At 64.1% G+C, this 25,563-nt stretch carries 23 protein-coding genes and 1 tRNA gene; 16 read left to right on the forward strand and 8 right to left on the reverse strand.

The annotated features are described in order from the left end of the window. Positions 1-29: 29 nt before the first annotated feature. A complete protein-coding gene (locus IVB54_RS17660) occupies positions 30-1,337 on the reverse strand; it encodes a dihydroorotase (RefSeq protein ID WP_247777396.1) in 1,308 nt (435 codons plus the stop codon). Continuing rightward, positions 1,337-2,284, reverse strand: a complete 948-nt coding sequence (locus IVB54_RS17665; RefSeq protein ID WP_007603315.1) for an aspartate carbamoyltransferase catalytic subunit — start codon at positions 2,282-2,284, stop codon at positions 1,337-1,339. Before IVB54_RS17665 ends, IVB54_RS17660 begins: the two co-directional genes overlap by 1 nt. Before the next feature lie 226 nt (positions 2,285-2,510). Between IVB54_RS17665 and IVB54_RS17670 the strand changes: the two genes are divergently transcribed. Genes IVB54_RS17670 through IVB54_RS17680 form a run of 3 tightly spaced genes read left to right on the forward strand, consistent with a single transcriptional unit; the run spans position 2,511 to position 5,733 of the window. Next, positions 2,511-3,281, forward strand: a complete 771-nt coding sequence (locus IVB54_RS17670) for a M15 family metallopeptidase (protein WP_247369736.1) — start codon at positions 2,511-2,513, stop codon at positions 3,279-3,281. Between the two features lie 20 nt (positions 3,282-3,301). Then, positions 3,302-4,945 carry an acyl-CoA dehydrogenase family protein gene (locus tag IVB54_RS17675; protein WP_247777399.1) on the forward strand — a complete coding sequence of 548 codons (1,644 nt, stop codon included), beginning with the start codon at positions 3,302-3,304 and terminating at the stop codon, positions 4,943-4,945. A gap of 23 nt (positions 4,946-4,968) precedes the next feature. Continuing rightward, the gene (locus tag IVB54_RS17680) at positions 4,969-5,733 is read left to right on the forward strand and encodes a type II CAAX endopeptidase family protein (protein WP_018458318.1); all 765 of its coding nucleotides are present in this window, start codon (positions 4,969-4,971) and stop codon (positions 5,731-5,733) included. Here IVB54_RS17680 and IVB54_RS17685 read toward each other — a convergent pair. Then, positions 5,730-6,653 (reverse strand): AEC family transporter, encoded by a 924-nt coding sequence (locus IVB54_RS17685; protein WP_247369740.1) that lies wholly within the window; start codon positions 6,651-6,653, stop codon positions 5,730-5,732. The genes IVB54_RS17680 and IVB54_RS17685 overlap by 4 nt on opposite strands. Positions 6,654-6,656: 3 nt before the next feature. After that, positions 6,657-7,148 (reverse strand): Holliday junction resolvase RuvX, encoded by a 492-nt coding sequence (gene ruvX, locus IVB54_RS17690; protein ID WP_007603328.1) that lies wholly within the window; start codon positions 7,146-7,148, stop codon positions 6,657-6,659. A gap of 46 nt (positions 7,149-7,194) precedes the next feature. Between ruvX and IVB54_RS17695 the strand changes: the two genes are divergently transcribed. Beyond that, positions 7,195-7,410: a hypothetical protein gene (locus IVB54_RS17695; protein ID WP_247338487.1), complete on the forward strand. Its 216-nt coding sequence runs from the start codon at positions 7,195-7,197 to the stop codon at positions 7,408-7,410. Here the strand turns inward: IVB54_RS17695 and IVB54_RS17700 are convergent. After that, positions 7,397-8,287, reverse strand: coding sequence for a LysR family transcriptional regulator (locus IVB54_RS17700; protein ID WP_247384535.1), 891 nt, complete (start codon positions 8,285-8,287; stop codon positions 7,397-7,399). The two genes, IVB54_RS17695 and IVB54_RS17700, sit on opposite strands and share 14 nt — an antisense overlap. 95 nt (positions 8,288-8,382) lie before the next feature. Between IVB54_RS17700 and IVB54_RS17705 the strand changes: the two genes are divergently transcribed. From IVB54_RS17705 to IVB54_RS17740, 8 genes are all read left to right on the forward strand, one after another. Next, complete coding sequence (locus IVB54_RS17705; RefSeq protein WP_247384538.1) at positions 8,383-9,357, forward strand: nitronate monooxygenase; 975 nt, start codon at positions 8,383-8,385, stop codon at positions 9,355-9,357. Between the two features lie 17 nt (positions 9,358-9,374). Further along, positions 9,375-10,451, forward strand: a complete 1,077-nt coding sequence (locus IVB54_RS17710) for a nitronate monooxygenase family protein (RefSeq protein ID WP_085351413.1) — start codon at positions 9,375-9,377, stop codon at positions 10,449-10,451. A gap of 179 nt (positions 10,452-10,630) precedes the next feature. Next, a complete protein-coding gene (gatC, locus tag IVB54_RS17715) occupies positions 10,631-10,918 on the forward strand; it encodes an Asp-tRNA(Asn)/Glu-tRNA(Gln) amidotransferase subunit GatC (RefSeq protein WP_247298801.1) in 288 nt (95 codons plus the stop codon). 18 nt (positions 10,919-10,936) lie between these two features. Further along, positions 10,937-11,149: a hypothetical protein gene (locus tag IVB54_RS17720; protein WP_007611210.1), complete on the forward strand. Its 213-nt coding sequence runs from the start codon at positions 10,937-10,939 to the stop codon at positions 11,147-11,149. Next, positions 11,146-12,621: an Asp-tRNA(Asn)/Glu-tRNA(Gln) amidotransferase subunit GatA gene (gatA, locus tag IVB54_RS17725; protein WP_085351415.1), complete on the forward strand. Its 1,476-nt coding sequence runs from the start codon at positions 11,146-11,148 to the stop codon at positions 12,619-12,621. The genes IVB54_RS17720 and gatA overlap by 4 nt, the downstream gene beginning before the upstream one ends. Further along, complete coding sequence (locus IVB54_RS17730; protein WP_085383246.1) at positions 12,612-12,914, forward strand: hypothetical protein; 303 nt, start codon at positions 12,612-12,614, stop codon at positions 12,912-12,914. The genes gatA and IVB54_RS17730 overlap by 10 nt, the downstream gene beginning before the upstream one ends. Then, positions 12,911-14,395 (forward strand): Asp-tRNA(Asn)/Glu-tRNA(Gln) amidotransferase subunit GatB, encoded by a 1,485-nt coding sequence (gene gatB / locus IVB54_RS17735; protein ID WP_204511383.1) that lies wholly within the window; start codon positions 12,911-12,913, stop codon positions 14,393-14,395. The genes IVB54_RS17730 and gatB overlap by 4 nt, the downstream gene beginning before the upstream one ends. Positions 14,396-16,100: 1,705 nt before the next feature. Then, the gene (locus IVB54_RS17740; RefSeq protein ID WP_085351418.1) at positions 16,101-16,367 is read left to right on the forward strand and encodes a hypothetical protein; all 267 of its coding nucleotides are present in this window, start codon (positions 16,101-16,103) and stop codon (positions 16,365-16,367) included. A gap of 287 nt (positions 16,368-16,654) precedes the next feature. On the opposite strand, the gene IVB54_RS17745 is transcribed toward IVB54_RS17740, so the two are convergent. After that, positions 16,655-16,747, reverse strand: a tRNA-Ser gene (locus IVB54_RS17745). Positions 16,748-18,072: 1,325 nt separating this feature from the next. Here IVB54_RS17745 and IVB54_RS17750 point away from each other — a divergent pair. Beyond that, positions 18,073-19,644 (forward strand): porin, encoded by a 1,572-nt coding sequence (locus IVB54_RS17750; RefSeq protein ID WP_247777401.1) that lies wholly within the window; start codon positions 18,073-18,075, stop codon positions 19,642-19,644. A 318-nt stretch (positions 19,645-19,962) separates the two neighbouring features. Here the strand turns inward: IVB54_RS17750 and IVB54_RS17755 are convergent, their stop codons facing one another. Further along, positions 19,963-20,781 (reverse strand): YkgJ family cysteine cluster protein, encoded by an 819-nt coding sequence (locus tag IVB54_RS17755; protein ID WP_247298797.1) that lies wholly within the window; start codon positions 20,779-20,781, stop codon positions 19,963-19,965. A 201-nt stretch (positions 20,782-20,982) separates the two neighbouring features. After that, positions 20,983-23,376, reverse strand: a complete 2,394-nt coding sequence (locus IVB54_RS17760; protein ID WP_247777408.1) for a lytic transglycosylase domain-containing protein — start codon at positions 23,374-23,376, stop codon at positions 20,983-20,985. A 294-nt stretch (positions 23,377-23,670) separates the two neighbouring features. Between IVB54_RS17760 and dapA the strand changes: the two genes are divergently transcribed. Genes dapA through smpB form a run of 3 tightly spaced genes read left to right on the forward strand, consistent with a single transcriptional unit; the run spans position 23,671 to position 25,563 of the window. Beyond that, positions 23,671-24,561, forward strand: coding sequence for a 4-hydroxy-tetrahydrodipicolinate synthase (gene dapA, locus IVB54_RS17765; protein WP_247487856.1), 891 nt, complete (start codon positions 23,671-23,673; stop codon positions 24,559-24,561). Positions 24,562-24,586: 25 nt separating this feature from the next. After that, the gene (gene mscL, locus IVB54_RS17770; protein ID WP_018458414.1) at positions 24,587-25,030 is read left to right on the forward strand and encodes a large conductance mechanosensitive channel protein MscL; all 444 of its coding nucleotides are present in this window, start codon (positions 24,587-24,589) and stop codon (positions 25,028-25,030) included. A 59-nt stretch (positions 25,031-25,089) separates the two neighbouring features. After that, the gene (gene smpB, locus IVB54_RS17775; protein ID WP_007603387.1) at positions 25,090-25,563 is read left to right on the forward strand and encodes an SsrA-binding protein SmpB; all 474 of its coding nucleotides are present in this window, start codon (positions 25,090-25,092) and stop codon (positions 25,561-25,563) included.

Raw genomic sequence — 25,563 nt, forward strand, 5'->3', positions numbered from 1 at the left:
TGCAAATTCCCTGGCTGCAGCTCCGCACGTCAGACATGCTCGTACACTGTCCGTCCGCCGACAATGGTGCGCACCACGCGGCCTGTAAAGCGGGCCTCGTCGAACGGCGTGTTCTTGCAGGGCGATTTGAGGTCGGCGGGATCGACCACCCAGGGCACATCGGGGTCGATCACGATGACGTCGGCGGGGCTGCCCGTGCGCAGGGTTCCGCCAGGCAATCCCAAAATCTCGGCCGGCCGGGTCGACATCGCCCGGATCAGCGTCTTGAGGTCCAATTCGTCATTGTGCACGAGGCGCAGGCCCGCCGGGAGCATGGTCTCCAGCCCGATGGCGCCGGGGGCTGCTTCTGCGAAAGGCAGGCGCTTGACCTCGACGTCCTGCGGGTTGTGGTCGGACATGATGACGTCGACGAGGCCGGAGGCGACGGCGGCGACCAGCGCGCGGCGGTCGTCCTCGGTGCGCAGCGGCGGCGACAGCTTCAGGAACGAACGGTAAGGGCCGATGTCGTTCTCGTTCAGCGCAAGGTGGTTGATCGAGGCTGAGGCCGTCACGGCGAGGCCGGCGTCGCGGGCGCGCTTGAGCACGTCGAGCGACTCGATGCAGGTCAGCGACGCCGCGTGATAGCGGCCGCCGGTGAGTGCGACCAGGCGCATGTCGCGCTCCAGCATCACGGCTTCCGCCGCGTTCGGGATGCCCATCAGGCCGAGCCGCGAGGCGAACTCGCCCTCGTTCATCACGCCTTCGCCGACGAGATCGCGGTCCTCGGTGTAGTGCACGATCAGCGCGTCGAAATCGCGCGCGTAGGTCAGCGCGCGGCGCATCACCTGCGCATTGCTCACGCTCTTGTCGCAGTCGCTGAAGGCGATCGCGCCTGCTGCCTTGAGGAGGCCGAACTCGGTCATCTCCTCGCCGTGCATTCCCTTGGTCAGCGCCGCCATCGGCTGGATGTTGACGATCGCGGTGTCACGGGCGCGACGCATCACGAAGTCGACGGTCGCCGAGTTGTCGATCACCGGCAGGGTATCGGGCTGGCAGATGATGGTGGTGATGCCGCCGGTCGCAGCCGCCTGGCTCGCGGACGCAAAGGTCTCGCGATGGCTGAAGCCCGGCTCGCCGACGAAGGCGCGCATGTCGATCAGGCCGGGTGCGACGATCTTGCCGGCGCAGTTGACGACGTCGGTGCCCTCGGGGACGCCGGCAGCGCCAATGCCGCGGCGGGTCTCCCGGATGATGCCGTCGGCAATCAGGACATCGCCGGCGCCATCGAAATCCCTGCTGGGGTCGACGACGCGGGCATTGGCAAGCAGGATGGGTCGGCGGTCGGTCAACATGAGCATCACGCGTTCGGCAGGTTGCGGGCGAGCGCTTCCAGCACCGCCATGCGCACGGCCACGCCCATCTCCACCTGTTCGCGGATCAGGGACTGCGCGCCGTCCGCGACCGCGGTGTCGATTTCGACGCCGCGGTTCATGGGGCCGGGATGCATGACAAGGGCGTCTGGCTTGGCGTAGGCGAGCTTCTTCTGGTCCAGCCCGAAATAATGGAAATACTCGGAGGTCGACGGCACGAAGGAGCCGTTCATGCGCTCGCGCTGGAGCCGCAACATCATGACGATGTCGGCGCCGTTGAGCCCCTCGCGCATGTCGCGCGCGACCTCGACGCCCATCCGCTCGATGCCGGGCGGCAGCAGTGTGGAGGGGCCGACGACGCGGACGCGGGCGCCCATCGCGTTGAGCAGGATGATGTTGGAGCGGGCCACGCGCGAATGCAGCACGTCGCCGCAGATCGCGACCACGAGGCCCTCGAGCCGGCCCTTGTTGCGGCGAATGGTCAGCGCGTCGAGCAGGGCTTGTGTCGGATGCTCATGCGCGCCGTCGCCGGCATTGATCACGGAACCGTCGACCTTGCGGGCCAGCAGTTCCACCGCGCCGGAGGCGTGATGGCGCACCACCAGGATATCCGGATGCATGGCGTTGAGCGTCATGGCGGTGTCGACCAGCGTCTCGCCCTTTTTGATGGACGAGGAGGACACCGACATGTTCATGACGTCGGCGCCCAGCCGTTTGCCGGCGAGCTCGAACGAGGATTGGGTCCGGGTGGACGCCTCGAAGAAGAGGTTCACCTGGGTCCGTCCACGCAGGACGGTGCGCTTCTTGTCAACCTGGCGGTTGAGCTCGACATATTCTTCGGACAGGTCGAGGAGGCCGGTGATGTCGGCCGCGGAAAGGCCCTCGATGCCCAGCAAATGCCGGTGGCCGAGGACGAAGGTCGATTTCGATGTCATTAAAGCGAGAGCTATAGGCGGGGATGGCCGGGGGGGCAAGGGCCAAAGCCCGGGCGGGGAGTTATCCCCCGATCTGTCGGTCTTATCGCTGGCGTGAGCTGTCCCCGTCTTCTCCGTCATGCCCGGGCAGAAGCGCGAAGCGCGTCTTCGCGCTAGACGTCCCGGGCATCCACGTTCTTAAGGTGCTGTCGCAGAAAAGGCGTGGATGGCCGGGACAAGCCCGGCCATGACGAAGGGGAGATTTCCGCTGAAAACAACTCTAACAGCGCTCTTGGTCGCGGCTTTTGTTTCCGGGGCCCACGCCCAATCGCTTCCCGGCGGTTTCGTCTATTTGCACGACATCGAGCCCAGCATCATCCAGGACATCCGCTACGCCACCTCGAACAATTTCGTCGGCCGTCCGCTCGCCGGCTACGGGGCCGGCGAGTGCGTGGTGAAGCGGGAGGTTGGGCTGCGGCTGAAGGCGGTCCAGCAGGAACTGGCGGCGCAAAATCTCTCACTGAAAATGTTCGACTGCTACCGGCCGGCGCGGGCCTCGCTCGACATGGTCAGGTGGTCGCAGAACGGCCACGAGACGGCCGCCGAGCGGCGCTACAATCCCAAAATTCCCAAGACCGAGCTGTTCCGCCTCGGCTACATCGCAAGCCGCTCGCAGCATTCGACGGGCGCAGCGCTCGATCTCACGCTGGTCGATCTCAACGCCGACAATTCAGGCAAATACGACCCGTCAAAGACCTACGCGGACTGCACGGCACCGGTCGAGGCGCGATTGCCGGAGGGCAGCGTCGACATGGGCACCGGCTATGACTGCACCGACGTGAAAGGGCATACCGCCGCACCAACGATCAGTCCGGATCAGCGCGCCTGGCGCAAGCGGCTGGTGGCTGCGATGGCAAGGCAAGGCTTTGTGAACTATGCAAAGGAGTGGTGGCACTTTTCGCTGCCGGGAGCGGGCGGTGCGGCCTATGATTTCCCGATCCAGCCGCGGCGGAACTGATTCCGCGCCGAGGACACGAGATGACCCAGCCCAGCTTCGCGACCCACGAGGTCTTCAACCAGTCGCCGCCGTTCGAGGACGTCGATCTGTTCGCCGCGGACCAGCCGCTGGTCGCGGCGGTCAGGGCCAATGGCGCTGCGGCGGCGGAACCGGAGCTCTCGGAGTTCGGCAAGCATTGGGGCTCGGCTGCGATGGTCGATCGGGGGCGCGTCGCGAACGAGAACACGCCGAAGCTGCGCACCTTCGATGCCAAGGGCAATCGGCGCGACCAGGTCGAGTTTCATCCGGCCTATCACGAGCTGATGGCTCACAGCGCCCGTGCCGGCGTGCACAATTCGACTTGGACTGCGGATGGAAGACCCGCGGGTGATGCCGCAGAGGTCATCCGCGCGGCAAAATTCTACATGGCCTCGCAGGTCGAGACCGGCCATCTCTGCCCGATCACGATGACGCGCGCCTCCGTTGCGGCGCTGGCGATGCAGCCTGATCTGCGCGCCAAGGTCATGCCGGTGCTGTCGACGAAAAGCTACGATCCCAGCTTCGCGCCGTGGTGGGAGAAGCGCGGTATGACGCTCGGCATGGGCATGACCGAGAAGCAGGGCGGTACCGACGTGCGCGCCAACATGACGCGCGCGGTGCGCGAGGGAGGCGCCTACCGTATCACCGGCCACAAATGGTTCATGTCGGCGCCGATGTGCGACGCCTTCCTGGTGCTGGCGCAGGCGGACCAGGGACTGACCTGTTTCTTCATGCCGCGCTTCGCGCCGGATGGTTCGGTGAACGCGATCCAGTTCCAGCGGCTGAAGGACAAGCTCGGCAACCGCTCCAACGCGTCGTCCGAGGTTGAGTTCGTCGGTGCCTATGCGGAAGCCGTCGGCGATGAGGGCAAGGGCATCCGTACCATCATCCAGATGGTGCAAATGACGCGGCAGGATTGCGCGATCGCCTCGGTCGGCCTGATGCGCTCGGGGCTCGCCCACGCGCTGCATCACACCCGGCACCGCAGCGTGTTCCAGAAACATCTCGCCGATCAGCCGCTGATGCAGGCGGTACTCTCGGACATGGCGCTGCATGTGGAGGCGAGCACGGCTGTGGTGATGCGGCTCTGCCGCGCCTTCGATCGGACGCCGCTCGATCCGGCGGAGGCCGCCTACATGCGGCTGCTGACGCCTGCGATCAAATACTGGACCTGCAAGAGCGCGCCGCCGTTTCTCTACGAAGCCATGGAATGCCTCGGCGGCAACGGCTATGTCGAGGACGGCATTCTGGCGCGGCACTACCGGGAGTCGCCGGTCAATGCGATCTGGGAGGGCTCGGGCAACGTCATGTGTCTCGACGTGCTGCGCGCGCTCTCGCGCGAGCCGGAGGCAGCGATGTCGGTCCTGCAAGCGCTTGCTGCCGAGACCAAAGGTCTGCCAGGGGCAGGCGAGACGGCGGGATTCATCGGCAAGACCTTCGGCCGCCCGGACGGCGAGCGCGTAGCGCGCCTTGCGGTCGAGAAGCTGGCGCTGCTTGCGGCCGCCGCCGCGCTCAACGGCGTGTCACCGCGTCAAGCAGAACTGTTCGCCGCCACGCGCCTCGCCACGAACCACGCCAGCATGTACGGCGCGGTCGAGCTCGAGAGCGGCGACGTGCGCACGCTGCTGGAGCGGGCGCTGCCGTGAGCCTGCCAAACGAAAGCCTCCTGATGGACTCCCTCAATCCCGATCTGCCGCCGCTCACCGAGACGCCGGCGCCGCCGCGAGTCTGGAAGTTCTGGGGCACGGCGCTGTGGGGCATCGCCATCTTCGCAGCCATGTTCGTCGGGCAGATCGGGGCCATCGTCTATCTGGTCTGGGTCGCCCGTGACCCAATCGACCTCGCATCGATGCAGCACATCGGTCGCGAGCCGGCGTCGCTCGCGTTTTCGGTCACGATGGGCCTGCCGGCGACGCTGGCCGCCGTGTGGCTGGCCATCCGCATCAAGAAGGCCTCCTTCGTCGACTATCTCGCGTTCTATTGGCCGTCCTGGAAGCAACTCCTGTTCGGCGCGGTCGGGCTGATCCTGATCGTGGTCGCCTGGGAGACGATGTCGCGGAGTCTGGGCCGCGAGGCGACGCCGGGCTTCATGACCGACCTGTTGAAATCCGGTCGCGACAAGGGCGCGGCGCTGATGCTGCTGTTCGCCTTCAGCGTGGCAGCGCCGATGTCCGAAGAGGTCCTCGCCCGCGGCTTTCTGTTTCGCGGCTGGTCTGCGAGCTTCCTGCGCGTGCCCGGCGCCATCATCCTGTCGTCGCTGGTGTGGACGGTCGTGCATCTGCAATACGACCTGTACTTCCTCGCCGAGGTCTTCTCCATCGGCCTGTGGTTCGGCTACATGCGTTACCGCAGCAGCTCGCTCTGGCTCACGATCGTGCTGCACGCGCTGAACAATCTGACGGCGGTGGTGCTGACGATGTGGCTGGGGAGTTAGGCCACCAGCGCGATCGCGATCGGCATCGTGATCGCCGCCAAAATCGTCTGCAGCGTGATGATCTGCGCCAGCAGCGGGGCATCGCCGCCCATCTGGCGGGCCAGCACATAGGCGCTGGTGGAGGTCGGCACCGCGGCGCAGATCGCGACGATCGCGAGGCTGTCGCCGGATAGTCCGAACCAGACGGCGAGCACCAGCGCGACCGCGGGCATCAGCACCAGCTTGAACACCACGCCGATAGCCGCGCCCGCGCTGGGACGGAGCAGGCCTTCAAGATGCAGTCCGGCGCCGGTGACGAGCAGGCCGATGGCGAGCGAGGAGCGGCCGAGTGCGTCCGCCACCTCATGCCAGATCTTCGGCAACGGCAGGTGGATGACGTTGACGACGAGCCCGATCACGCAGGCCCAGATCAGGGGATTGCGGACAACCGTCATGACAACGGTGCGCGCGGATTGCTTCTTCGGCGCTGCGTAGTGCGCGAGCACCGCGACGCTGAGGACGTTGACCAGCGGAATGATTGCCACCATCGCGACGGAGGCGAGCGCCAGCCCGACCTCGCCGAACATATTGGCGGAGACGGACAGCGCCACATAGGTCTGCCAGCGGATCGCGCCCTGGAAGATCGAGGTGAAGGCGGGGCCGTCGATATCGAGCCGCGACAGGGCGGGGCGGAGCGCGAGGCAGAGCAGCGACATCGCGAGCGCCGAGAGCAGCAGCGCGCCGCCGACGCCTGCGACCGGGACCTTGGACAGGTCGGCCTTCACCAGCGTCTGGATCAGCAGCATCGGAAACAGCACGAAATAGGTCAGCCGCTCAAGCCCGTTCCATTGCGTATCGAGCCGCATCAGGGTGCGCTTCAGCACCACGCCGAGCACGATCAGGATAAAGACGGGGAGGAGCGCCGCAATCACGACGGCCATGGATCAGTCAGGCCCCGGGGCTGCGCGCAGATTGGCGAGGCGGTCGAGCGCGCCTTGCAGGATGAAGATCGCGGCGTGCTCGTCGATCACTTCGGCGCGCTTGGCGCGGCTGACATCCATGCCGATCAGCTCGCGCTCGACCGCGGCGGTCGACAGGCGCTCGTCCCAGAGGCCGATGGGCAGCGCGGTCAGACCGGCGAGGTTGCGGGCAAACGCGCGGGTCGATTGCGCGCGCGGGCCCTCGCTGCCGTCCATGTTGATGGGCAGGCCCAGCACGAAGCCGACGGCCTTGCGTTCACTGGCGATCGCGAGCAGCCGGGCGGCATCCTGCTTGAACGCCTTGCGCTGGATCGTTTCGACGCCGGTAGCTAACCGGCGGTCTGGATTGGAGACGGCAACGCCAATTGTCTTGGTGCCGAGATCAAGGCCGACCAACCCGCCGCGTTCGGGCCAGTGGGTTGCAGCATCGACGAGAGGCAGGATAAGAGCCGGCATGGTGTTAGCGCATATCACGCGTCGCGCTACGGAGTGAACCCGGAACATGGATGCGCTGACATTATTCGGCTTGTTCGCCGTGACAGCGATGCTGGTCGCTTACGCCCTGGAAGACCGCAGCCACTGGTTCGTGCTGACGTTCGCAATGGCCTGCGTGCTCGGTTCGGCTTACGGCTTCCTGCAAGGGGCCTGGCCGTTTGGCGTGGTCGAGGCGATCTGGGCCGTCGTGGCGCTGCGGCGCTGGCATCTCAGGCCGCGATGACGTCGTCGTCTTGCTTCAGGCAGGCGGCAAACCCGTTCAGTGCACTGGTTTGATGTCCGGCACGACGCTGGATGAAGAGCGTCTCGACCTGCGCGTGCGAATGGCTCAGCGCGTGGATCGAGACGCTGCCGTTGATCGCACTGCGTTCGACCACGGCGCGCGGCAGCAGTGTCACGCCCATGTCGGCGGCGACACAGCCGATCATGCCGTCGAGCGTGCCGAGTTCGAAGCGTGCGGCTGACGGCCAGCCGAACTCGACAAAGATCTGTTCCAGCCGCTGCCGGTAGGTGCAGCCCGTGCGGAACGTCAGTGCGGTCGGGCCCGAGTCCGGCGTGCCGGCGCGCAGCTCGGCGAGCGTGGCCCAGCGCCGCGCACTGACCAGCACCAGCTCTTCGCGGAACGCGCTTGTCGCGGTGAGATCGGCATGCACGATCGGGCCTGCGACGAAGGCGCCGTCGAGCGTGCCTTCGAGCACGCAGGCGACGAGGTCGGCGGTGGGTGCGGTGCGCAGGCTCAGCCGGACGGCGGGAAAGCGGCGATGAAAATCGGCCAACAGCGGCGGCAGCCGCACCGCCGCGGTCGTTTCCATCGAGCCGATCGCGAGCGGTCCCTTGGGCTCGCCGTCGTCGCAGGCCGCGAGTACGGCCTCGCGCGCTAGTGCGGACATCCGTTGCGCGTAGGGCAAAAGGCGCTTGCCCGCGCCGGTCAGGGTCATGCCGCGGCTATGGCGTTCGAACAGCGGCGTGCCGATCTCGGCTTCCAGTGCCTTCACGCGCTGGGTGACGTTCGACTGCACCGTGTTGAGCTCTTCGGCAGCACGGGTGATGCCCCCGGTCCGGGCGACGGCAGCGAAGGTCTGGATGTCGCTGAGTTCCATAATATCGTTTCTCTTTTGAGATGGTAGCGTTCGTTAGAATTCAATTTTAGAGAATGGTATTCTGGACTAATGTTTGTGTCGAGAGCGGAGGAGCCATGCCGATCACCACGCCGCTGACCCAGCTCCTGGGGATCAAACATCCGATCCTGCTGGCTCCAATGGACACGATCGCCGGCAGCCGGCTGACACGGGCTGTCAGCGAGGCCGGCGGCTTCGGGATCCTGGGTGGTGGCTACGGCGATCAGGAACGGCTCGAGGCCGAGACCAGGCAACTGAGGGGCTTTGCTTCGTTCGGTATCGGCTTCATCACGTGGAGCCTGGCAAGACAGCCAAGACTTCTCGACATCGCACTCGACGCCAATCCGCAAGCGATCATGCTGTCATTCGGCGATCCCGCACCATTTGCAGCGCGCATCAGGGCGTGCGGGGCGCGCTTGATCTGCCAGGTGCAGAGCGAGGACATGGCGAAGCAGGCGCTCGATGCCGGTGCGGACATCCTGATCGCGCAGGGTACCGAAGCCGGCGGTCACGGCGCATTGCGCACAACCGTCGATATCGTACCTGCGATCGTCGATCTCACGGCCGGCCGCGTGCCGGTGGTTGCCGCCGGCGGAATTGCCGATGGTCGCGGGCTCGCCGCGATGATGATGCTGGGCGCCTCCGGCGTGCTGATCGGCACGCGCTTCTATGCGAGCGTGGAGGCCAATGGCGCGGAGGAAGCCAAGCAGCGCATTCGCGACGCTGATCCCAATGACACGGTGCGCGGCGTCATCGTCGACTGGTCGCGCAGCCTGTTCTGGCCGGCCCCGTTCACCGCGCGAACGCTGGTCAATGATCATATCAGGCGCTGGACCGGCCGCGAGGTCGAGCTGATGCAGCGCGCCGCCGAGGTGACCGTCGAATATGCCGCGGCAAGGGCCGCGGGCAATTTCGAGGTCGCCGCGGTCTTTGCCGGCGAGGCCGTCGGCCTGATCCATGATATTCCGTCCGCCGCCGAAATCGTCGAACGGATCGCGACCGAGGCCGAGCAACTGCGAACCGGCCGGCGTAATTCCAGCGCGTCCGCCTAAACTGCGAGAGAACAACCATGTGGCCGAACCGTCGATTGATCGATCTCTTCAAGACCGAATTCCCGATCGTGCTGGCGCCGATGGCCGGCGTGATGGACGCGGAGCTGGTGATCGCCGTTGCGCAAGGCGGGGGCCTCGGCTCGCTGCCGAGCGCGATGCTGTCGCCGGAGAAAGCGCGCGAGCAGGTCAACATCATCCGGCAGCGCGTCTCCGCGCCGGTGAACATGAATTTCTTCTGCCACACACCGGTCGAGCTCACGGCCGAGGCGGAGGCGCGCTGGAAGCAGCGCCTCGCGGGCTACTACAATGAGCATGGCCTCGATCCCGCCGCACCCATCAATGCCGCGAACCGCGCGCCGTTCGACGCCGGCTTCTGCGAGGTTGTGGAGGAGCTGAAGCCGGAGATCGTCAGCTTCCATTTCGGTCTGCCCGAGGCCGCGCTGCTCAAGCGGGTCAAGGCGGCAGGATGTCTCGTCATCTCGTCGGCGACCACTGTGAGCGAAGCGGTCTGGCTCGAGCAGCACGGAGCTGATGCCGTCATTGCCCAAGGCGCGGAGGCCGGCGGCCATCGCGGCATGTTCCTGACCGACAAGATCTCGGAACAGCCCGGCACCTTTGCGCTGGTGCCGCAGGTGGTCGACGCGGTGAAGGTCCCAGTGATTGCGGCCGGCGGCGTTGCGGATGGCCGCGGCATTGCAGCCGCCTTCGCGCTCGGCGCGGCCGGCGTGCAGATCGGAAGTGCCTATCTGCGCTGCCCGGAATCCAAGGTCAGTGCGGCGGCCCGTGCGGCGCTCGCCGAGGGACAGGATGATTCCACCGTCATTACCAATGTCATGACCGGGCGGCCGGCGCGCGGCGTTCAGAACCGCCTAATGCGCGAGGCCGGCCCGATTTCGCCGGACGCGCCGCCATTTCCCCATGCCGCAACGGCGCTGGGACCGCTCAAGGCTGCGGCCGAGAAGCAGGGCAGGGTGGATTTCACCAATCTCTGGGCCGGGCAGGCGATCGCCCTGGGCCGCGAGGTCCCGGCAGCTGAACTGACCCGGGATCTCGCCAAATCGGCGCTTGCCCGGATGAAGGCGTTGGGCGGATAGGTCCCTAAAGCGCGATGAGCTTCGGGCGAAGCCTCATCGTGCTTTAGGATCTTGTTTGCGCATGATCTTTTCGGAAAACCCCTTCACACTTTTCCGGATCATGCGCTGGCGCCGGTTGCGGCGCAAAAGCGGCCTCTGCTATACGGCACATAGGTTTTTGCCGTGAGAGGCCTTATATAATGTCCGTCGACGCCGCTACCGTCCGCCGCATCGCGCATCTGGCGCGCATTGCGGTTTCAGAGGGCGAGGTTCCGCATCTGCAGGGCGAGCTCAACGCCATGCTCGCCTTTGTCGAGCAGCTCTCGGAGGTCAATGTCGAGGGCGTGGAGCCCATGACCTCGGTCACCCCGATGCAGATGAAGAAGCGGCGGGATGTGGTCAATGACGGCGAGATCGCCGACGATATCGTTGCCAACGCGCCCGCGATCGAAGGCCACTTCTTTCTGGTGCCGAAGGTCGTCGAGTAACTTTTAGGACGTGGTCCGATGTGCATGCTTTGCGACGACGAGAAGGCCTATCAGGCTTACATGAACTATCTCGACAAGATGGAGCGGCAGGGCAAGGCTGCCGACCCCAACGTCGCCGTCAATGCCGTGCTCGACGAGATCGAGGCGGCTGCGAAAGCGGCCGCCAAGAAAGACGACCCGGCCAACGACAAATCCCTGTCTCCGTTCTTCTGCAGCCCGATTAATAAATGACCGATTTGACATCGCTGACGCTCGCGGAGGCCCGCAAGGGCCTCGCGGCAAAGACTTTCACGTCCCTCGAGCTGACCGACGCGCATCTGAACGCGATCGAAGCCGCGCGCGTGCTCAATGCTTTCGTCATGGAGACGCCCGACCGCGCGCGCGACATGGCGAAGGCCGTCGACGAGAAGATCGCCAAGGGTGACGCGGGGCCGCTCGCCGGCATTCCGCTCGGGATCAAGGACCTGTTCGCGACCAAGGGCGTGCGCACCACGGCGTGCTCGAAAATCCTCGGCAACTTCGTGCCGACTTACGAGTCCACGATCACCTCGCAGCTGTGGCGCGATGGTGCGGTGATGCTGGGCAAGCTCAACAATGACGAGTTCGCGATGGGCTCGTCGAACGAGACCTCGTGCTTCGGCCCGGTCGGCAATCCCTGGCGGCGTGATGGCTCCAACACGACGCTGGTGCCGGGCGGCTCGTCTGGCGGCTCGGCCTCCGCCGTGGCGGCTCTGCTCTGCATGGGCGCGACCGCGACCGACACCGGCGGCTCGATCCGCCAGCCGGCGGCGTTCACCGCGACCGTCGGCATCAAGCCAACCTATGGCCGCTGCTCGCGCTGGGGCATCGTCGCCTTTGCCTCCTCGCTGGACCAGGCTGGTCCGATCGCGCGCAGCACGCGCGATGCCGCGATGCTGCTGCGCTCGATGGCTGGCCACGATCCCAAGGACACGACCTCGGTCGACATAGCCGTGCCGGACTACGAGGCCGCGATCGGCAAGTCCGTGAAGGGCATGAAGATCGGCATTCCCAAGGAATACCGTCTCGACGGCATGCCGGCCGAGATCGAAAAGCTTTGGGAAGCGGGCGCGGCCTGGCTGAAAGCGGCCGGGGCCGAGCTCGTTGAAGTGTCACTGCCGCACACCAAATACGCGTTGCCGGCCTATTACATCGTGGCGCCGGCGGAGGCGTCCTCCAACCTCGCGCGCTATGACGGCGTGCGCTTCGGCCTGCGCGAGCAGGGCCGGAACGTCAACGAACTCTACGAGAACACCCGTGCAGAAGGTTTTGGCGCTGAGGTGAAGCGCCGCGTCATGATCGGCACCTACGTGCTCTCGGCCGGCTATTACGACGCCTATTATTTGCGCGCCCAGAAGGTGCGCACGCTGATCAAGAAGGACTTTGAGGATTGCTTCGCCAAGGGCGTCGACGCGATCCTGACGCCGGCGACGCCGTCGGCAGCCTTCGGCATCGGCGAGAAAGGCGGCGCGGACCCCGTCGAGATGTACCTCAACGACATCTTCACGGTGACCGTGAACATGGCGGGCCTGCCGGGCATCGCTGTGCCCGCCGGCAAGGATGCGCAGGGCCTGCCGCTCGGCCTGCAGCTGATCGGCCGTCCCTTCGACGAGGAGACGCTGTTCTCGCTCGGCGAGGTGATCGAGCAGGCCGCCGGCCGCTTCACGCCGGCGAAATGGTGGTGAAGATGGCGGCGTATATCGCCAGCCTCGACGGCGCCGCGCCGCCGCCGGACCTCAGCGCTCCACTTGCCGCACTATGGTGGGCCGCCAAGGGCGACTGGGACGAGGCGCACAAGATCGTCCAGGACGAGAGCGGCCGCGCGGCCGCTTGGGTGCACGCCTATCTGCACCGGGTCGAGGGCGACCTCGGCAACGCCGGCTATTGGTACCGCCAGGCCGGCCAGCCCGTGGCAACGGATTCATTACAGGCAGAGTGGGAGCGGATCGCTGCCACGCTGCTCGGGAGCAAGCCATGAACGCACCTGCCGCACCCCACAAACTTCTCAAGGGCTCAACCGGTGACTGGGAGATGGTCATCGGCCTGGAGGTCCACGCTCAGGTGACGTCGAACGCGAAGCTGTTCTCCGGCGCCCCCACCGCATTCGGCGGCGAGCCGAACTCGCATGTGTCGCTGGTTGACGCGGCGATGCCGGGCATGCTGCCTGTGATCAATGAGGAATGCGTCAGACAAGCTGTCCGGACCGGCCTCGGGCTGAACGCGCAGATCAATCTGCGCTCGGTGTTCGACCGCAAGAACTATTTCTATCCAGACTCGCCGCAGGGCTACCAGATCAGCCAGTACAAGTCGCCGATCGTCGGCGAAGGCGAGGTCGTGGTCGAACTGGACGGCGGCAAGACCGCCACCATCGGCATCGAGCGGCTGCATCTGGAACAGGACGCCGGCAAATTGCTGCACGATCAGTCGCCGACCATGTCCTATGTCGATCTCAACCGCTGCGGCGTAGCGCTGATGGAGATCGTGTCGAAACCCGACATCCGCGATGCCGAGCAGGCCAAGGCCTATGTGACCAAGCTGCGCTCGATCCTGCGCTATCTCGGCACCTGCGACGGCGACATGGAGAAGGGATCCTTGCGCGCCGACGTCAACGTCTCCGTGCGCAAGCCCGGCGCGCCGCTGGGCACCCGCTGCGAGATCAAGAACATGAACTCGATCAATTTCATCGGCCAGGCGATCGAGTACGAGGCCCGGCGCCAGATCGAAATCCTCGAGGACGGCGGCGCGATCGACCAGGAGACCCGGCTCTACGACCCCAACAAGGGCGAGACGCGGTCGATGCGGTCCAAGGAAGAGGCGCACGACTATCGCTACTTCCCCGATCCCGACCTGCTGCCGCTGGAGTTTTCGCAAAGCTTCGTCGACGAGTTGAAGGCTGAGCTGCCCGAGCTGCCGGACCAGAAGAAGACGCGCTTCGTCGCGGATCTCGGCCTGTCGGCCTACGACGCCAGCGTGCTGGTCGCCGAGCGCGAGAGTGCCGTGTTCTACGAGACCGTGTTGGAGAAACTCGCCAACCGCGCGCGCGACGGCAAGGTCGCCGCGAACTGGGTGATCAACGAGCTGTTCGGTCGTCTCAACAAGGAAGGCCGGGATATTACGGACTCTCCGGTCGATGCCGCACAGCTCTCAGGGATCATCGACCTGATCGGCGAGGGTACGATCTCCGGCAAGATCGCCAAGGATCTGTTCGAGATCGTCTGGCAGGAGGGCGGCGATCCCCGCGCACTGGTCGAAAGCCGCGGCATGAAGCAGGTCACGGATCTTTCGGCGATCGAAAAGGTTGTCGACGACATCATCGCGGCCAATCCCGACAAGGCGGCGCAGGTCAAGGACAAGCCGCAGTCACTCGGCTGGTTCGTCGGCCAGGTGATGAAGGCATCCGGCGGCAAGGCCAACCCGCAGAGCGTCAACGAGCTGCTCAAGTCCAAGCTCGGCATCTGACCTCGCGCGTTCGAACGAGGTGACGGACAGGCGTCGTCACCTCGCTTTCGGTTCGCGATGCGACGCTCGCGCACATCCTCTGCGACGAACTTCATCCCGATCGAACGCGACACGCCGACCGAATCGCCGTCACGCGATTCGCGCAAAACGGCGACTTGCACGCGCTCTGACGAGCGCTCGCGCCGTTAATCATGAAAATATTTTCGTTGCCAAAAGTCGCGACTCAGAGTCCGCGAAGCGCCTTCGCGAGGCGCTCGGGCGATCGGCAGGATGCATCATTGCAACGATCGTGCGCGATGCACGCGTGCAAGAAAATACTTGCTGCATAGTGTTTTTCTACAATCGCATCTTCTGCAAACGTCGATGCCGCGGGCACTCTCTGCGATCGCAAGCACACCTCATGCAGTCCGTTTGCATCGCGTTCGCCAGCGCAGGCGCGTTTCGCCGTCAACACTTCTTTAAGCGAGACGCTGTTTTTTTCGTTGTGTTGGTGTATTCGGGATGAGTGTGCACTCGATCCCCGACTGCATGCAGCGATTAAGCCATCTCACACATCGGAGGGCAACATGGCCAAGAAAGCTAAGAAGGCAAAGAAGGCGAAGAAGGCGAAGAGCGCAGTGAAGAAGACTGCGAAGAAGACCCGCAAGGTCGCCAAGAAGAAGTAACTTCGCTTTTTGAAGTTGCCGGCTCCTAGAGAGCCGGCACGTCATCAGCGCCTCTCAAAAGGTTCTGGTCGACGATAGAGGGTGTCGGCGAGACATCAGGTCAACGGTCGGATTGTTCTCTTCGCGGGTTCGCTCGCTAAGCCCGGTCCGGCAGAAGAAACAAGTTTTCTTCGTTCGGTGCGGCTCTCCGTAAGGGGCTCCGCAATTTCACAGGCGGCCTTCGGCCAACGTGGAATCTGGTCCTGACGTGTTCGCCGACGCCCTCGTTCTCATGAGGCCGGGGTATTGCCGGCATTCCCATATCCCGACATCGTTGATCTGACCGCGATGTGGCCGTTCTGCCCTTGAGCAGTCAGGGTTGTCGCATATGACGTCAGCGGCGCCTGAGCGAGCACCTCGTCCTTCGAGAGGACCGCTTAGCGGTCCCCTCCGGATGAGGCTCGGCTGCATCCATCTACGTTGATGCTGCCGCATCCTCATCCCTCATCCTGAGGGCCCGCCGCAGGCGGGCGTCTCGAAGGATGGCCGCAGTCGAGCTTCCAGCCATATACTTCTTCATATGCGCGCCCTGCTTGAGCAGGGAGGCTGCAGCGCAATTGCAGGCAGTTCGCGCACCTCTTCTCCATTCGCGGTGTCATCGCCCGGCTCCGACCGGGCGATCCAGTACCCCGCAGCTTCTCGTGGGACCATTGCTGTCTCTGGAATACGGTGACGACAGCAGGTGGGGACACCACAGGACGCGCGTCACCGTGCGCAATGGTTATCGTTCTCCCAAAATCCCAAGGTAAACCGAATCTGACGAATTGCAGAAGTCCCTGCAAAATAGGGATTTCCTGCATTTGTCGTGCGCGCCTGGCGCGGGCGCGTTTACGTCTGCTTCATCGCGATACTTAAACTGCCATTCAAATTTGCCCGCCATCATTACCTCCAACAAGCCGGCAAACGGCACGGGCAAAAAGCCTCGGGGATGAGTTGAACAGTTGATCGGACGGGAGCCGCGCTCGGGGTACGAGACGGCATAAGAAAAAAGGGGATGCGTTATGTTTCAGGGTACTTTCGATCTGGAGACCGCGACGCCGATCGACGCAGGCGCGCTGTCGGACGTGCTGTTCGAGCGCGGCCTCTATTGGGCGAGCGGACGCGCCGGCCTCGTTGATCTCGTCGCCGCGCACAAATGGTTCAACCTCGCCGCGCTCAAGGGCCGCAAGGACGCCGTGACGCTGCGCCAGGAGGTCGCCGGGCAGATGTCGGACGCCGACATCTCGGCCGCCCAGCGCGAGGCGAGGGCCTGGGTCTCCGCCCACTGAGCGGTGAATCACGTCCCGGCGGTCGCAGGCGAACCTGATTTTCGCTAATCGGGTTCCCTCGTGGTCCGCCATCCGGGATTCCGAGCGGCGTGAGCGATCTCGACGAGATGACTGGGCGCAGATCAGAGGCGGCGGATTCAGATCGCGCCCTTGCACTATGATCTGGGATACTTCGACCCGGAGCAGAAAACCCTGCAACCTCTCGACAACCCGTTCGGCACGAGGCTGTCACCCATGTCTTAGGTACGTTCCGTTACCCATGTCTTCGGGCCGGACAAGCTGCGGAGTGGCGGAGAGGGAGGGATTCGAACCCTCGATACAGCTTGAGACCGTATGACGCTTTAGCAAAGCGTTGCCTTCAGCCACTCGGCCACCTCTCCGGTGCGAGCCTTATGCATCTAATTACTTGGGCTGGTCAATTTGGAAGCGTGTGTTTTTGCTCGAATATTCCCAGCGAATTCCGAAACCAGGCGGTTTGCTCTCGGGCCGAGAACGTAACGCCGCGATAACGGACGCCAAGCTGGAGGTTCTGGCGCTTGTATTAAGAGTGGTTCTGGCGCGCATAAAGGCTCCCTTCATCCATATAAACGATTGATTTTGCTTTCAAATTGGATCGGATGGCCCGCGTGTGGGACGACTGCCTTCGTCGCCGACCGCCTCTATCAAGTGATTCATTTGCAAGCGATTGATTTGATTGTCTCTTCCGCGATTCGCCACAAACTATGAGCGGTGATTGCCCTCAGATCGGCCGACGGGGCCCCGTGTCAGGGCTGCGGGAAGGGCGCTCTCACTATTAGTCGGGATAACTCGCTCGCCGGCCGAGGATCTGCCCCGTCGCGCCAGGCGTCGCCGCAACCAGGGAGGGCCTTGTCTGGCGATTTCTCTTTCCGTGGAAACGGCTTTGGAAATCAAAGCAGGGATGATCTGGCACGCTGTTTCATTCTTCAACTGTCAGGACTCCGCCGCTACGGATCTCATCTTACAATAGTCAGGACGTAGAGCATCCAGCTGGGTAGCTCACTGCGAGATATCGATAGGCAATATCCCGACCGCTTCGAGACGTACGCGTTTTCAATCGGTCCTGACGACAACAGCGATCTCCGCAAGCCGCTCGAAAAGTCATTCATCGCTTTGTCGATTGCGAGACAAGCTCGACGGTGAAGTCCTGCAAGCGATCGACGATGCGCAGATCGATATTTTGTCGATCTTGCAGCCGCTTGATGGTCAGGCCAGCCAGTTCCCGAAGGGCTGGCGCACGGCGAGTCCCTGGTTGATTCCACGATTCGGGCGCCCCAGACCCACAGCGAGGCGTCTCCACGGATGTGAGGGGCTGGTGCCGGAACTTTTGATGGCAGATGAAGCCTGTCGAAAAAGATCAGCAGATTCAAAGTGTTACAAATTCGCCCTGATCACATCTGCGTGTTATTTGTGCAACACCCGCTGGAAAACACGCTCGATCGGCCGGTTCTGAAGCGTTCTGTTGTTGTGTGTGCAAGGGGGTTCGGTAATTGTGACTGAGCGACGGAGGGGGGCATCCCGAGGTCGTCCCGTCTTAGGTGGTTCGCTTAAGTCCCTCGCGTTCAGCGGGTGTGTCCGAAGGCGCGAAGCGACTAAGCGGTGAATTTAAGGGACAAGGGAACCAACCTTAGGGTGTCTTCACCCAGCGGATCCGGAACCTTCCCTATGGCAAACTTGGAGGTTTAACATGAAGTTGGTTAAGAGCCTTTTGCTCGGTTCCGCGGCGGGTCTGCTCGCTGTTGGCGGAGCGCAGGCAGCCGATCTCCCCGTGAAGGCCAAAGGGGTCGAATACGTGAAGATCTGCTCCCTGTATGGTGCGGGTTTCTACTACATCCCCGGCACTGATACTTGCATCAAGCTGGGTGGTTATCTGCGCGCTGAAGTCGCGCTGAACACCAACTCTGACTTCAGCGGTCAGCTCACGTCGAACAACGGCGCGCGCAACCGTCTGACGAACTACTACACCATGCGCGCTCGTGAAGATCTCAACATCGACACGCGCACCGCGACCGAGTACGGCGTCGTCCGTACCTTCTTCGACGGCGTGTTCTCCTGGACCACCGGCAACTACGCCGGCACCGGCAGCGCGACCGGCACCACCGCCTACAGCAGCACGCTGGCGCTCAACACCTCGGGTGCGGCCCCGGCTCTCGTTGGTTCGTCGATCAACGGCACCGACGGCGCGACCTCCGGCGGTTCGCTCGGCGTGTACTACGCCTTCATCCAGTTCGCTGGCTTCACCATGGGTAAGGCCGTGTCGCAGTTCGACGCGCCCTGGACCAACTATCCCGGCAACAACTTCGACAGCCTCGTCGGCGGTTCCGGCACGGTCACTGGTGTCAACCAGTTCAGCTACACTGCTGACTTCGGTCAGGGCGTGACGGCGTCGTTCTCGGCGGAAGATCGGGCGGCCTACTATGATGCCGGCAACCTGAACATGACGGGCGCGAGTGCGGCCGGCATTGTTGGCGGTTCGTATGGCTCCAACGCCATCGGCGGCACGCGTTCGCCGAACCTCGTCGGTATGGTCCGTGTCGACCAGGCTTGGGGTCTGTTCCAGGCGTCGGTCGCTGCGCATGACAACCACGTTGCCTACTACGGCGCCACCGAGCCGACTGGCCATCCCGACGACAAGTGGGGTTGGGCTGCTCAGCTCGCTCTGTCGATCAAGAACATCCCGACTGGCGCGGGTGACGTGATCAACATCCAGGGCGTCTACACCGACGGCGCATCCCGCTACAACTTCCAGAACCTGGCGGGCGGCAGCTACTCGATGTTCGGCAGCTCCGGCGTTGCCTACCAGAGCGTCGGCTTCGCCGTCGCTCCGGACACCGTGTTCGTCACCGGTTCCTCACAGGAGACTGTGAAGACCTGGGGCTTCCGTGGTGCCTACACCCACAACTGGGATCCATACTGGAACACCGCGATCTACGGTGCCTACGCTCAGGCACAGTTCGGCTCGCTGGCTAAGACCACAATCTGCGGCGCAGGCGGTGCTGGCGGCGTGTTCGGCGGTCTCGCTGGTGTGACGGGTTGTAATCCTGACTTCGCCATCGGCCAGGTCGGTGTTATCACCCGCTGGACCCCGGTCAAGAACCTGACGTTCTCGGCCGACCTCTCCTGGACCCATCTGGACCAGAAGTACGCTGGTACGGTTGCTGTTGCTCCGTCCGGTGTCACAGCCAAGCCGGCCACTGTGTACGAGCTGAAGGATCAGGACACGCTCGTTCTGCTCCTCCGCGCTCAGCGCAACTGGTAAGTTCGGTCTAACGACCTGACAGAGAGCCCCGGCGGGAAACCGCCGGGGCTTTTTTTTGTACCAGGCGGACCACGGATCTCCGACATGTTCTGAAGAACGAGTGGAGTGTGGAATGATGAGTAGCTTTGGGTGATCAAGAGCTGGGTTCGGATCGCGCGATCAAGTCCACTTCAGCCGCCGCGGCAAGAGGCGGAGTCGCCGGCAGGTCCTTGAGATTCATGGCCACCACGGCGTCCAACGTGGTCTGCCCGTCTCGACCGCAACCAGCGCGAGTCGAGCGGCATAGAGCGAACTAGGCCGCGTCGACGACGTCGGAGTTCAGGCGTGGTGCGACAGCCGTAGAAGAGCCGGCCGATAGGGGGCTTGCGGATCGTCGTCCTCATTCGAGGGAATTGTGCAGGAGCCGAATTCCTGTCTGATCCGCTCGATCTCGGCGATGCGCTCGTGCAGCCGCTGCAGATGCTCCGGGGATTTCGCCCGCCAGAATCGAAATGTGTCGGCGGTGAGCGGCAGGAACGCGGTGCCGAACAGCGTCGGCTCCGGAACGACGGTTCGCCCGAGCAGCAGGAACCGCTCGGCACCGGAGACGACGAGGGTCGCGTAGCCGCGGTTTCCGATCCTCTTGATGCCATTCAGCGACCATTCGGCGAGCTTGCTGAAATAGGGCTCCTCCCGCCAGCGATCGGGGCAATGGTCATCGACGGTAACGTTGACCGCGTCCTGGCTGAAATGCACGATGATGCCCGATTTCGCCGGAAACCAGTCGTCATCCAGATGGCCCTGCAGCCAGGCGCAGACGAAGGACCGGCACATCTGCGGACGGCGCTCGTAGATGGTGCATCCAGTGCCCGTCTGCCAATGCCTGCACAGCTGGTTCACCGGCTTGTCGACGGCCGCCACTTCGAGGATATCGCAGCAGGCATTGCACGAGCCGCATTGCCGGGCTGGCTGGGCTGTCCTCGTCGGGCTGGTTCCGCGAAAACCCTGCCCGTCGCGGACCAGCAGCTTCTGCTTTTCCAGCGCATTCAACGCACGTTCGATTTTGAGACGAGATAGTCCCGTGGCGTCGATCACACCCTTCATCGTCGTCGCGCCTGCCTCTACTGCACGGGCGACGCTCAACATTGCCTGATCCATGTTTGTAGTTCTTTTCTTCTCTTATTGCGGCGCGCCCGATCCGCCCTGCACGATCTTCTCGTTCAGCTTCTCACCGTACGGTCTGGAGCACTCCGGCCCATGTTGATGGCCCCGCCTCAAACGCCGGGAGCTGACCGTGTTACCCCCTCGCGCGGATACCTTGTTATCGGATCGCCGCAAGCGAGTCTCATAGGCACGCCGCTATTCCACGCTGCCGGCGCCACGGCGCAAATCAGCCTCGATCTGCAACCGGGTGCCGCCGCCGAAGCGGGCGCGGTAGACCTGAAGGTTCTCCATGATCCGCTGCACATAGTTGCGCGTCTCGGAGAACGGGATCAGCTCGACCCAGTCGACCGCGTCGACCTTGGGGTCACGCGGATCGCCGTAGCGGTCGATCCACTTCTTCACACTGCCGCGGCCGGCATTGTAAGCGGCGAAGGTCATGATGTAGGAGCCGCGATAGTCTTCGAGCAGTCCACCGAGCTCGGCCGAGCCGAGCGTGGCGTTGTAGGCCGAATCGTTCTTCAGACGCCCCAGATCGTAGGTCCCGCCGTGCCGCTTGCAGACATAGCGCGCAGCGTCCGGCGTCACCTGCATCAGCCCATAGGCCTGCGCCGGCGAGACGACCGAGGGATTGAAGGCGCTCTCCTGCCGCGCGATGGCGTAGATGATGCTGCGCTCGACCTCGGGTCCGATCGGCGTGAATTGCGGAATGCCGTTGACGGGATAGGCATAGAAATCGAACGGCAGCCCGCGATTGAGCGCGGCCTTGCCGAGCAGCAGCATGCCGCGCGCGTCGCTGTGGCGCTGGGTGAGCTCGCCGAGGCCGGCTAGCGCTTCGGGATCGCCGTTCTCGCCCATGTCGGCGAGCAACGGTATCACCATCTCGCGCTCGTCGAGCTCGTAGAGCAGCTGCGCGGCGCGCACGATCTCCAGCCGTTCGGCACCGCGGCTGCGCGGCTGAGCGTTGAGCTCGATCTGCGGCAGGCCGAGCTTGGCGCGTGCGAGCTGGCCGTAATAGCTGGTGGATTGCTCGGCGGCCCGCGCGTAGGCGTTGCGCGCCTCCTGCTGGCGGCCTGCAGCTTCGGCGGCGCGGCCCTGCCAATAGCCGGCGCGCGCCAGCGTGGTCGGATTGACGCTGCCGATCCCGATGCGGGCAAAGTGCTGGGTGGCGGCCGCGGGATCGTTGAGGAAGCGCAGCGCGATCCAGCCGGCGGTGAACTCTTGCTCGGTCTTGTAGATGTCGCGCGAGGGCAGGGCCGCATCGCGCGCGATCAGATAGGCGCTGCGGAATTCCTCGGTGTCGATCATCTTGCGCGCCAGGAGGCGCCGTTCGATCCACCATTCGTCGAGATTGTAGAGCCGGCCCGGATCCTTCGGTGCCGACAGCATGAGCTGGGCGGCTTCCGCAAATTTCTCCTCGCGGCGCAGCAGCTGGATCTTGCTGAAGATGAAGCCCGGATCGCCGTGCAGCTCGCGCGGCACGGCTTCGAGCAGCGCACGAGCGTTCGGCGCTTTCTTGACGGAGGCGATGCGGGCTTTGGCGAGTGCGACATAGCCGGCCCCGAGGCGCTTTGCAGCCCGCAATGCGGCCTCGTTCTCGCTGCCGTAGAGCAGCGTATCCATCCGCGCCTTCTGATCGCCGGGCGTCAGCAGCGCGCCGAACTGGTCGAGTGCGTTGTTTTCGGTCTCTTCCGACATCGGGTCGCTGCGCCAGGCATCGCGCACCAGACGTTCGGCGTTGGCACGGTCGCCGCGCGCCAGCATCGCCTTGGCGAGCGTGAAGCGGCCCTTGGCGGACACGGGGGATTCGTTCTCGAACCACGACCACGCGACCTGGTCGTCGCGCCTGTCGTCCCACATCGCGGCCTCTAGGCGCCGGCGCAGGAAGGTCTGCGAGGGCCAGCTCGGATTGGCGGACAGGAAGGCGCGGTAGCGCTCCACAGTCGCGCCATTGTCCTCGCTGCGAAGGATGATCCATTCCGCGAGTTTTCGCGCGACCGGATCCGAGATCGTGGCCGCGGCACTGGTGGCGTCGCCCGCCTTGCGCTTGCGCACGAGCTCGATCACGGTCTCCAGCGTGTCCTTGTCGGCTTGCGGCGTCGAGGAGGTCGCAGCAACCGCAGCCGGTGTGACCGGCTTGCGCGGGGCGGCATGCTGGCGGGTCGCCGGAGCCAGGACAGGAGCCGCGACGGGCTTGGCGGAGGCCGGGGCGGTCGGTCTGACGATGGCCGTTGCTGCCGGTGCGGGTGCGGTCTTCGGGACCGAGCCGCCAGCGGCCGGCTGAGGTTTCGGCGCGACAGCCGCAGGCTTCAGCTTGTCCTTCGCAGGTTCCTTGGCTGCGTTCTTGCCAGCATCCTTGCCAGCGTCCTTGGCAGGCTTCTTCGCGGCATCCTTGGCGGGTGGACTGGTCGGGCCCTTGCTTGCGCCCTTGGCGGCGTCCTTCGAAATGTCCTTGCCGGTTCCCTTGGACGCCCCCTTCGCGGTGTCCTTGGCGGCTGGCTTTGCGATTTCCTTCACGGTTTCCTTCACGGTCTCCGCGGTTGTTTCATTGGATTTGGCCCAGGCGGCGCAGCCGGCCGACGGCCCTGCCATCAGGCACACGACCAGACAGATGGATCGCCATGCGGCGCGCGGAAAGGAGATCACGGCGTTTCGTCGCCCCGAATCAGTCAATTGGCTCAAGACCTAGCTGTACAAGATCTGGCTATATTTGATTGAATATGCGGACAAAATACCAACAGCCGCTTACCTTTGCCGGGTTTGCACCACCACCGCGGCAAAATCGCGGCCTAAACCCGTGCGTCACACGGAAGCGGGTCTTTTACCGGCGGGATAGACCCGATATGAATGCGGCTTGCTCGAGATCGCCGCGTACGGAGGAAGTCCATGGCAGCCAAGACGAAATTCCGGGGATCGTTCACCGCCTTGGTCACGCCGTTCAAGAACGGCTCGCTGGACGAGGCGGCGTTCCGCTCGCTGGTCAACTGGCAGATTTCGGAGGGCACCAACGGCCTGGTCCCGGTCGGCACCACCGGCGAGAGCCCGACGCTGAGCCATGACGAGCACAAGAAGGTCGTCGAATGGTGCATCGAGGAAGTGAAAGGCCGCGTGCCTGTCGTCGCCGGCGCCGGCTCCAACTCGACCAAGGAGGCGATCGAGCTCGCCCAGCACGCTGAAAAGGCGGGCGCCAACGCGGTTCTGGTCGTGACGCCCTACTACAACAAGCCGACCCAGGAAGGCATGTACCAGCACTTCAAGGCGATCAACGACGCGATCGGGATTCCGATCATCATCTACAACATCCCGCCGCGTTCCGTGATCGACATGTCGGTCGACACCATGGCGCGGCTGTGGGAGCTGAAGAACATCGCCGGCGTCAAGGACGCCACTGCCAGCATGGTTCGCGTCTCGCAGCAGCGCGCAGCAATGGGCGAGGACTTCAACCAGCTCTCCGGCGAGGATGCGACCATCCTGGGTTACATGGCCCATGGCGGCCATGGCTGCATCTCGGTGACCTCGAACGTCGCGCCGCGGCTCTGCTCCGAGTTCCAGGCCGCCTGGGCGAAGGGCGACCATGCCACCGCGCTGAAGCTGCACGACAAGCTGATGCCGCTGCACAACAACCTCTTCATCGAGAGCAATCCGGCGCCGATCAAGTACGCGCTGTCGCTGCTCGGCAAGCTGGACGAGACGTTGCGGCTGCCGATGGTGCCGGTCACCGAGCCGACCCGCGTTGCCGTGCGCAGCGCAATGGTTCATGCCGGCCTCATCAACTGACGCGCTGGCCGATCGGGGAGCTTTCATGGCGATCGAGGAAAGAGGCACGCGGATGCTCAGGGAGTTCCGCGAGTTCGCCATGAAGGGCAACGTCGTTGACCTCGCGGTCGGCGTCATCATCGGCGCGGCCTTCGGCGCCATCGTCACATCGCTGGTGGGCGACGTGATCATGCCGATCATCGGTGCGGCCACCGGCGGTCTCGACTTCTCGAACTACTTCACGCCGCTTTCGAGCAAGGTCACCGCCGCAAATCTCGCGGACGCGAAAAAGCAGGGCGCCGTCTTGGCTTGGGGCAACTTCCTCACGCTGACGATCAACTTCATCATCATTGCCTTCGTGCTGTTCCTGGTGATCCGTGCCATGAACAAGTTGAAGCGCAAGGACGAGGCGGAGCCTGCCGCTCCGCCGAAGCCGTCGGCCGAGGTCGAGCTGCTGACCGAGATCCGCGATCTCCTCAAGAAGTCTTGACGCGCGGGCTTCATCCAAACTGTTAGCGTCCTCGCGCATCTCGATCAGGTTTGTCCCCCATGGCCGACAAGAACGAACGTCCGATCAAGGTCATGGCGGAAAATCGCAAGGCCCGCTTCAACTATGCGATCGAGGATACGATCGAGGTCGGCATTGCCCTGACCGGCACCGAGGTCAAGTCGATCCGCAACGGCAAGAGCACGATCGCGGAATCCTACGCCGATTCCAAGGACGGCGAGATCTGGCTGATCAACGCCACCATTCCGGAATATCTTCAGGGCAACCGCTTCAATCACGAGCCCAAGCGGCCGCGAAAACTGCTGCTGCATCGCAAGCAGATCAACAAGCTGATGGGGGCGGTCGACCGCGAAGGCATGACGCTGATCCCGCTCAAGCTTTACTTCAACGAGCGTGGTCGCGCGAAATTGCAGCTCGCGGTTGCAAAAGGCAAGAAGCTGCACGACAAGCGCGAGTCCGAGAAGAAGCGCGACTGGAGCCGGGAGAAGGGCCGCCTGATGCGGGCGAGGGGATAG

The organism is Bradyrhizobium sp. CW1, assembly GCF_023100665.1.
Taxonomy (GTDB): Bacteria; Pseudomonadota; Alphaproteobacteria; order Rhizobiales; family Xanthobacteraceae; genus Bradyrhizobium; species Bradyrhizobium canariense_D.

Bases quoted from the DNA above. Each gene is read 5' to 3' on its own strand.
- IVB54_RS17665 (WP_007603315.1), bottom strand. From the start codon at position 2,284: ATGACATCGAAATCGACCTTCGTCCTCGGCCACCGGCATTTGCTGGGC.
- IVB54_RS17675 (WP_247777399.1), top strand. From the start codon at position 3,302: ATGACCCAGCCCAGCTTCGCGACCCACGAGGTCTTCAACCAGTCGCCG.
- IVB54_RS17660 (WP_247777396.1), bottom strand. From the start codon at position 1,337: ATGCTCATGTTGACCGACCGCCGACCCATCCTGCTTGCCAATGCCCGC.
- IVB54_RS17700 (WP_247384535.1), bottom strand. From the start codon at position 8,287: ATGGAACTCAGCGACATCCAGACCTTCGCTGCCGTCGCCCGGACCGGG.
- IVB54_RS17695 (WP_247338487.1), top strand. From the start codon at position 7,195: ATGGATGCGCTGACATTATTCGGCTTGTTCGCCGTGACAGCGATGCTG.
- IVB54_RS17705 (WP_247384538.1), top strand. From the start codon at position 8,383: ATGCCGATCACCACGCCGCTGACCCAGCTCCTGGGGATCAAACATCCG.
- gatA (WP_085351415.1), top strand. From the start codon at position 11,146: ATGACCGATTTGACATCGCTGACGCTCGCGGAGGCCCGCAAGGGCCTC.
- gatB (WP_204511383.1), top strand. From the start codon at position 12,911: ATGAACGCACCTGCCGCACCCCACAAACTTCTCAAGGGCTCAACCGGT.
- dapA (WP_247487856.1), top strand. From the start codon at position 23,671: ATGGCAGCCAAGACGAAATTCCGGGGATCGTTCACCGCCTTGGTCACG.
- IVB54_RS17730 (WP_085383246.1), top strand. From the start codon at position 12,612: ATGGTGGTGAAGATGGCGGCGTATATCGCCAGCCTCGACGGCGCCGCG.
- IVB54_RS17760 (WP_247777408.1), bottom strand. From the start codon at position 23,376: ATGGCAGGGCCGTCGGCCGGCTGCGCCGCCTGGGCCAAATCCAATGAA.
- mscL (WP_018458414.1), top strand. From the start codon at position 24,587: ATGGCGATCGAGGAAAGAGGCACGCGGATGCTCAGGGAGTTCCGCGAG.
- IVB54_RS17685 (WP_247369740.1), bottom strand. From the start codon at position 6,653: ATGGCCGTCGTGATTGCGGCGCTCCTCCCCGTCTTTATCCTGATCGTG.
- IVB54_RS17720 (WP_007611210.1), top strand. From the start codon at position 10,937: ATGTGCATGCTTTGCGACGACGAGAAGGCCTATCAGGCTTACATGAAC.
- IVB54_RS17750 (WP_247777401.1), top strand. From the start codon at position 18,073: ATGAAGTTGGTTAAGAGCCTTTTGCTCGGTTCCGCGGCGGGTCTGCTC.
- IVB54_RS17755 (WP_247298797.1), bottom strand. From the start codon at position 20,781: ATGGATCAGGCAATGTTGAGCGTCGCCCGTGCAGTAGAGGCAGGCGCG.
- IVB54_RS17740 (WP_085351418.1), top strand. From the start codon at position 16,101: ATGTTTCAGGGTACTTTCGATCTGGAGACCGCGACGCCGATCGACGCA.
- gatC (WP_247298801.1), top strand. From the start codon at position 10,631: ATGTCCGTCGACGCCGCTACCGTCCGCCGCATCGCGCATCTGGCGCGC.
- smpB (WP_007603387.1), top strand. From the start codon at position 25,090: ATGGCCGACAAGAACGAACGTCCGATCAAGGTCATGGCGGAAAATCGC.
- IVB54_RS17680 (WP_018458318.1), top strand. From the start codon at position 4,969: ATGGACTCCCTCAATCCCGATCTGCCGCCGCTCACCGAGACGCCGGCG.
- IVB54_RS17670 (WP_247369736.1), top strand. From the start codon at position 2,511: ATGACGAAGGGGAGATTTCCGCTGAAAACAACTCTAACAGCGCTCTTG.
- IVB54_RS17710 (WP_085351413.1), top strand. From the start codon at position 9,375: ATGTGGCCGAACCGTCGATTGATCGATCTCTTCAAGACCGAATTCCCG.
- ruvX (WP_007603328.1), bottom strand. From the start codon at position 7,148: ATGCCGGCTCTTATCCTGCCTCTCGTCGATGCTGCAACCCACTGGCCC.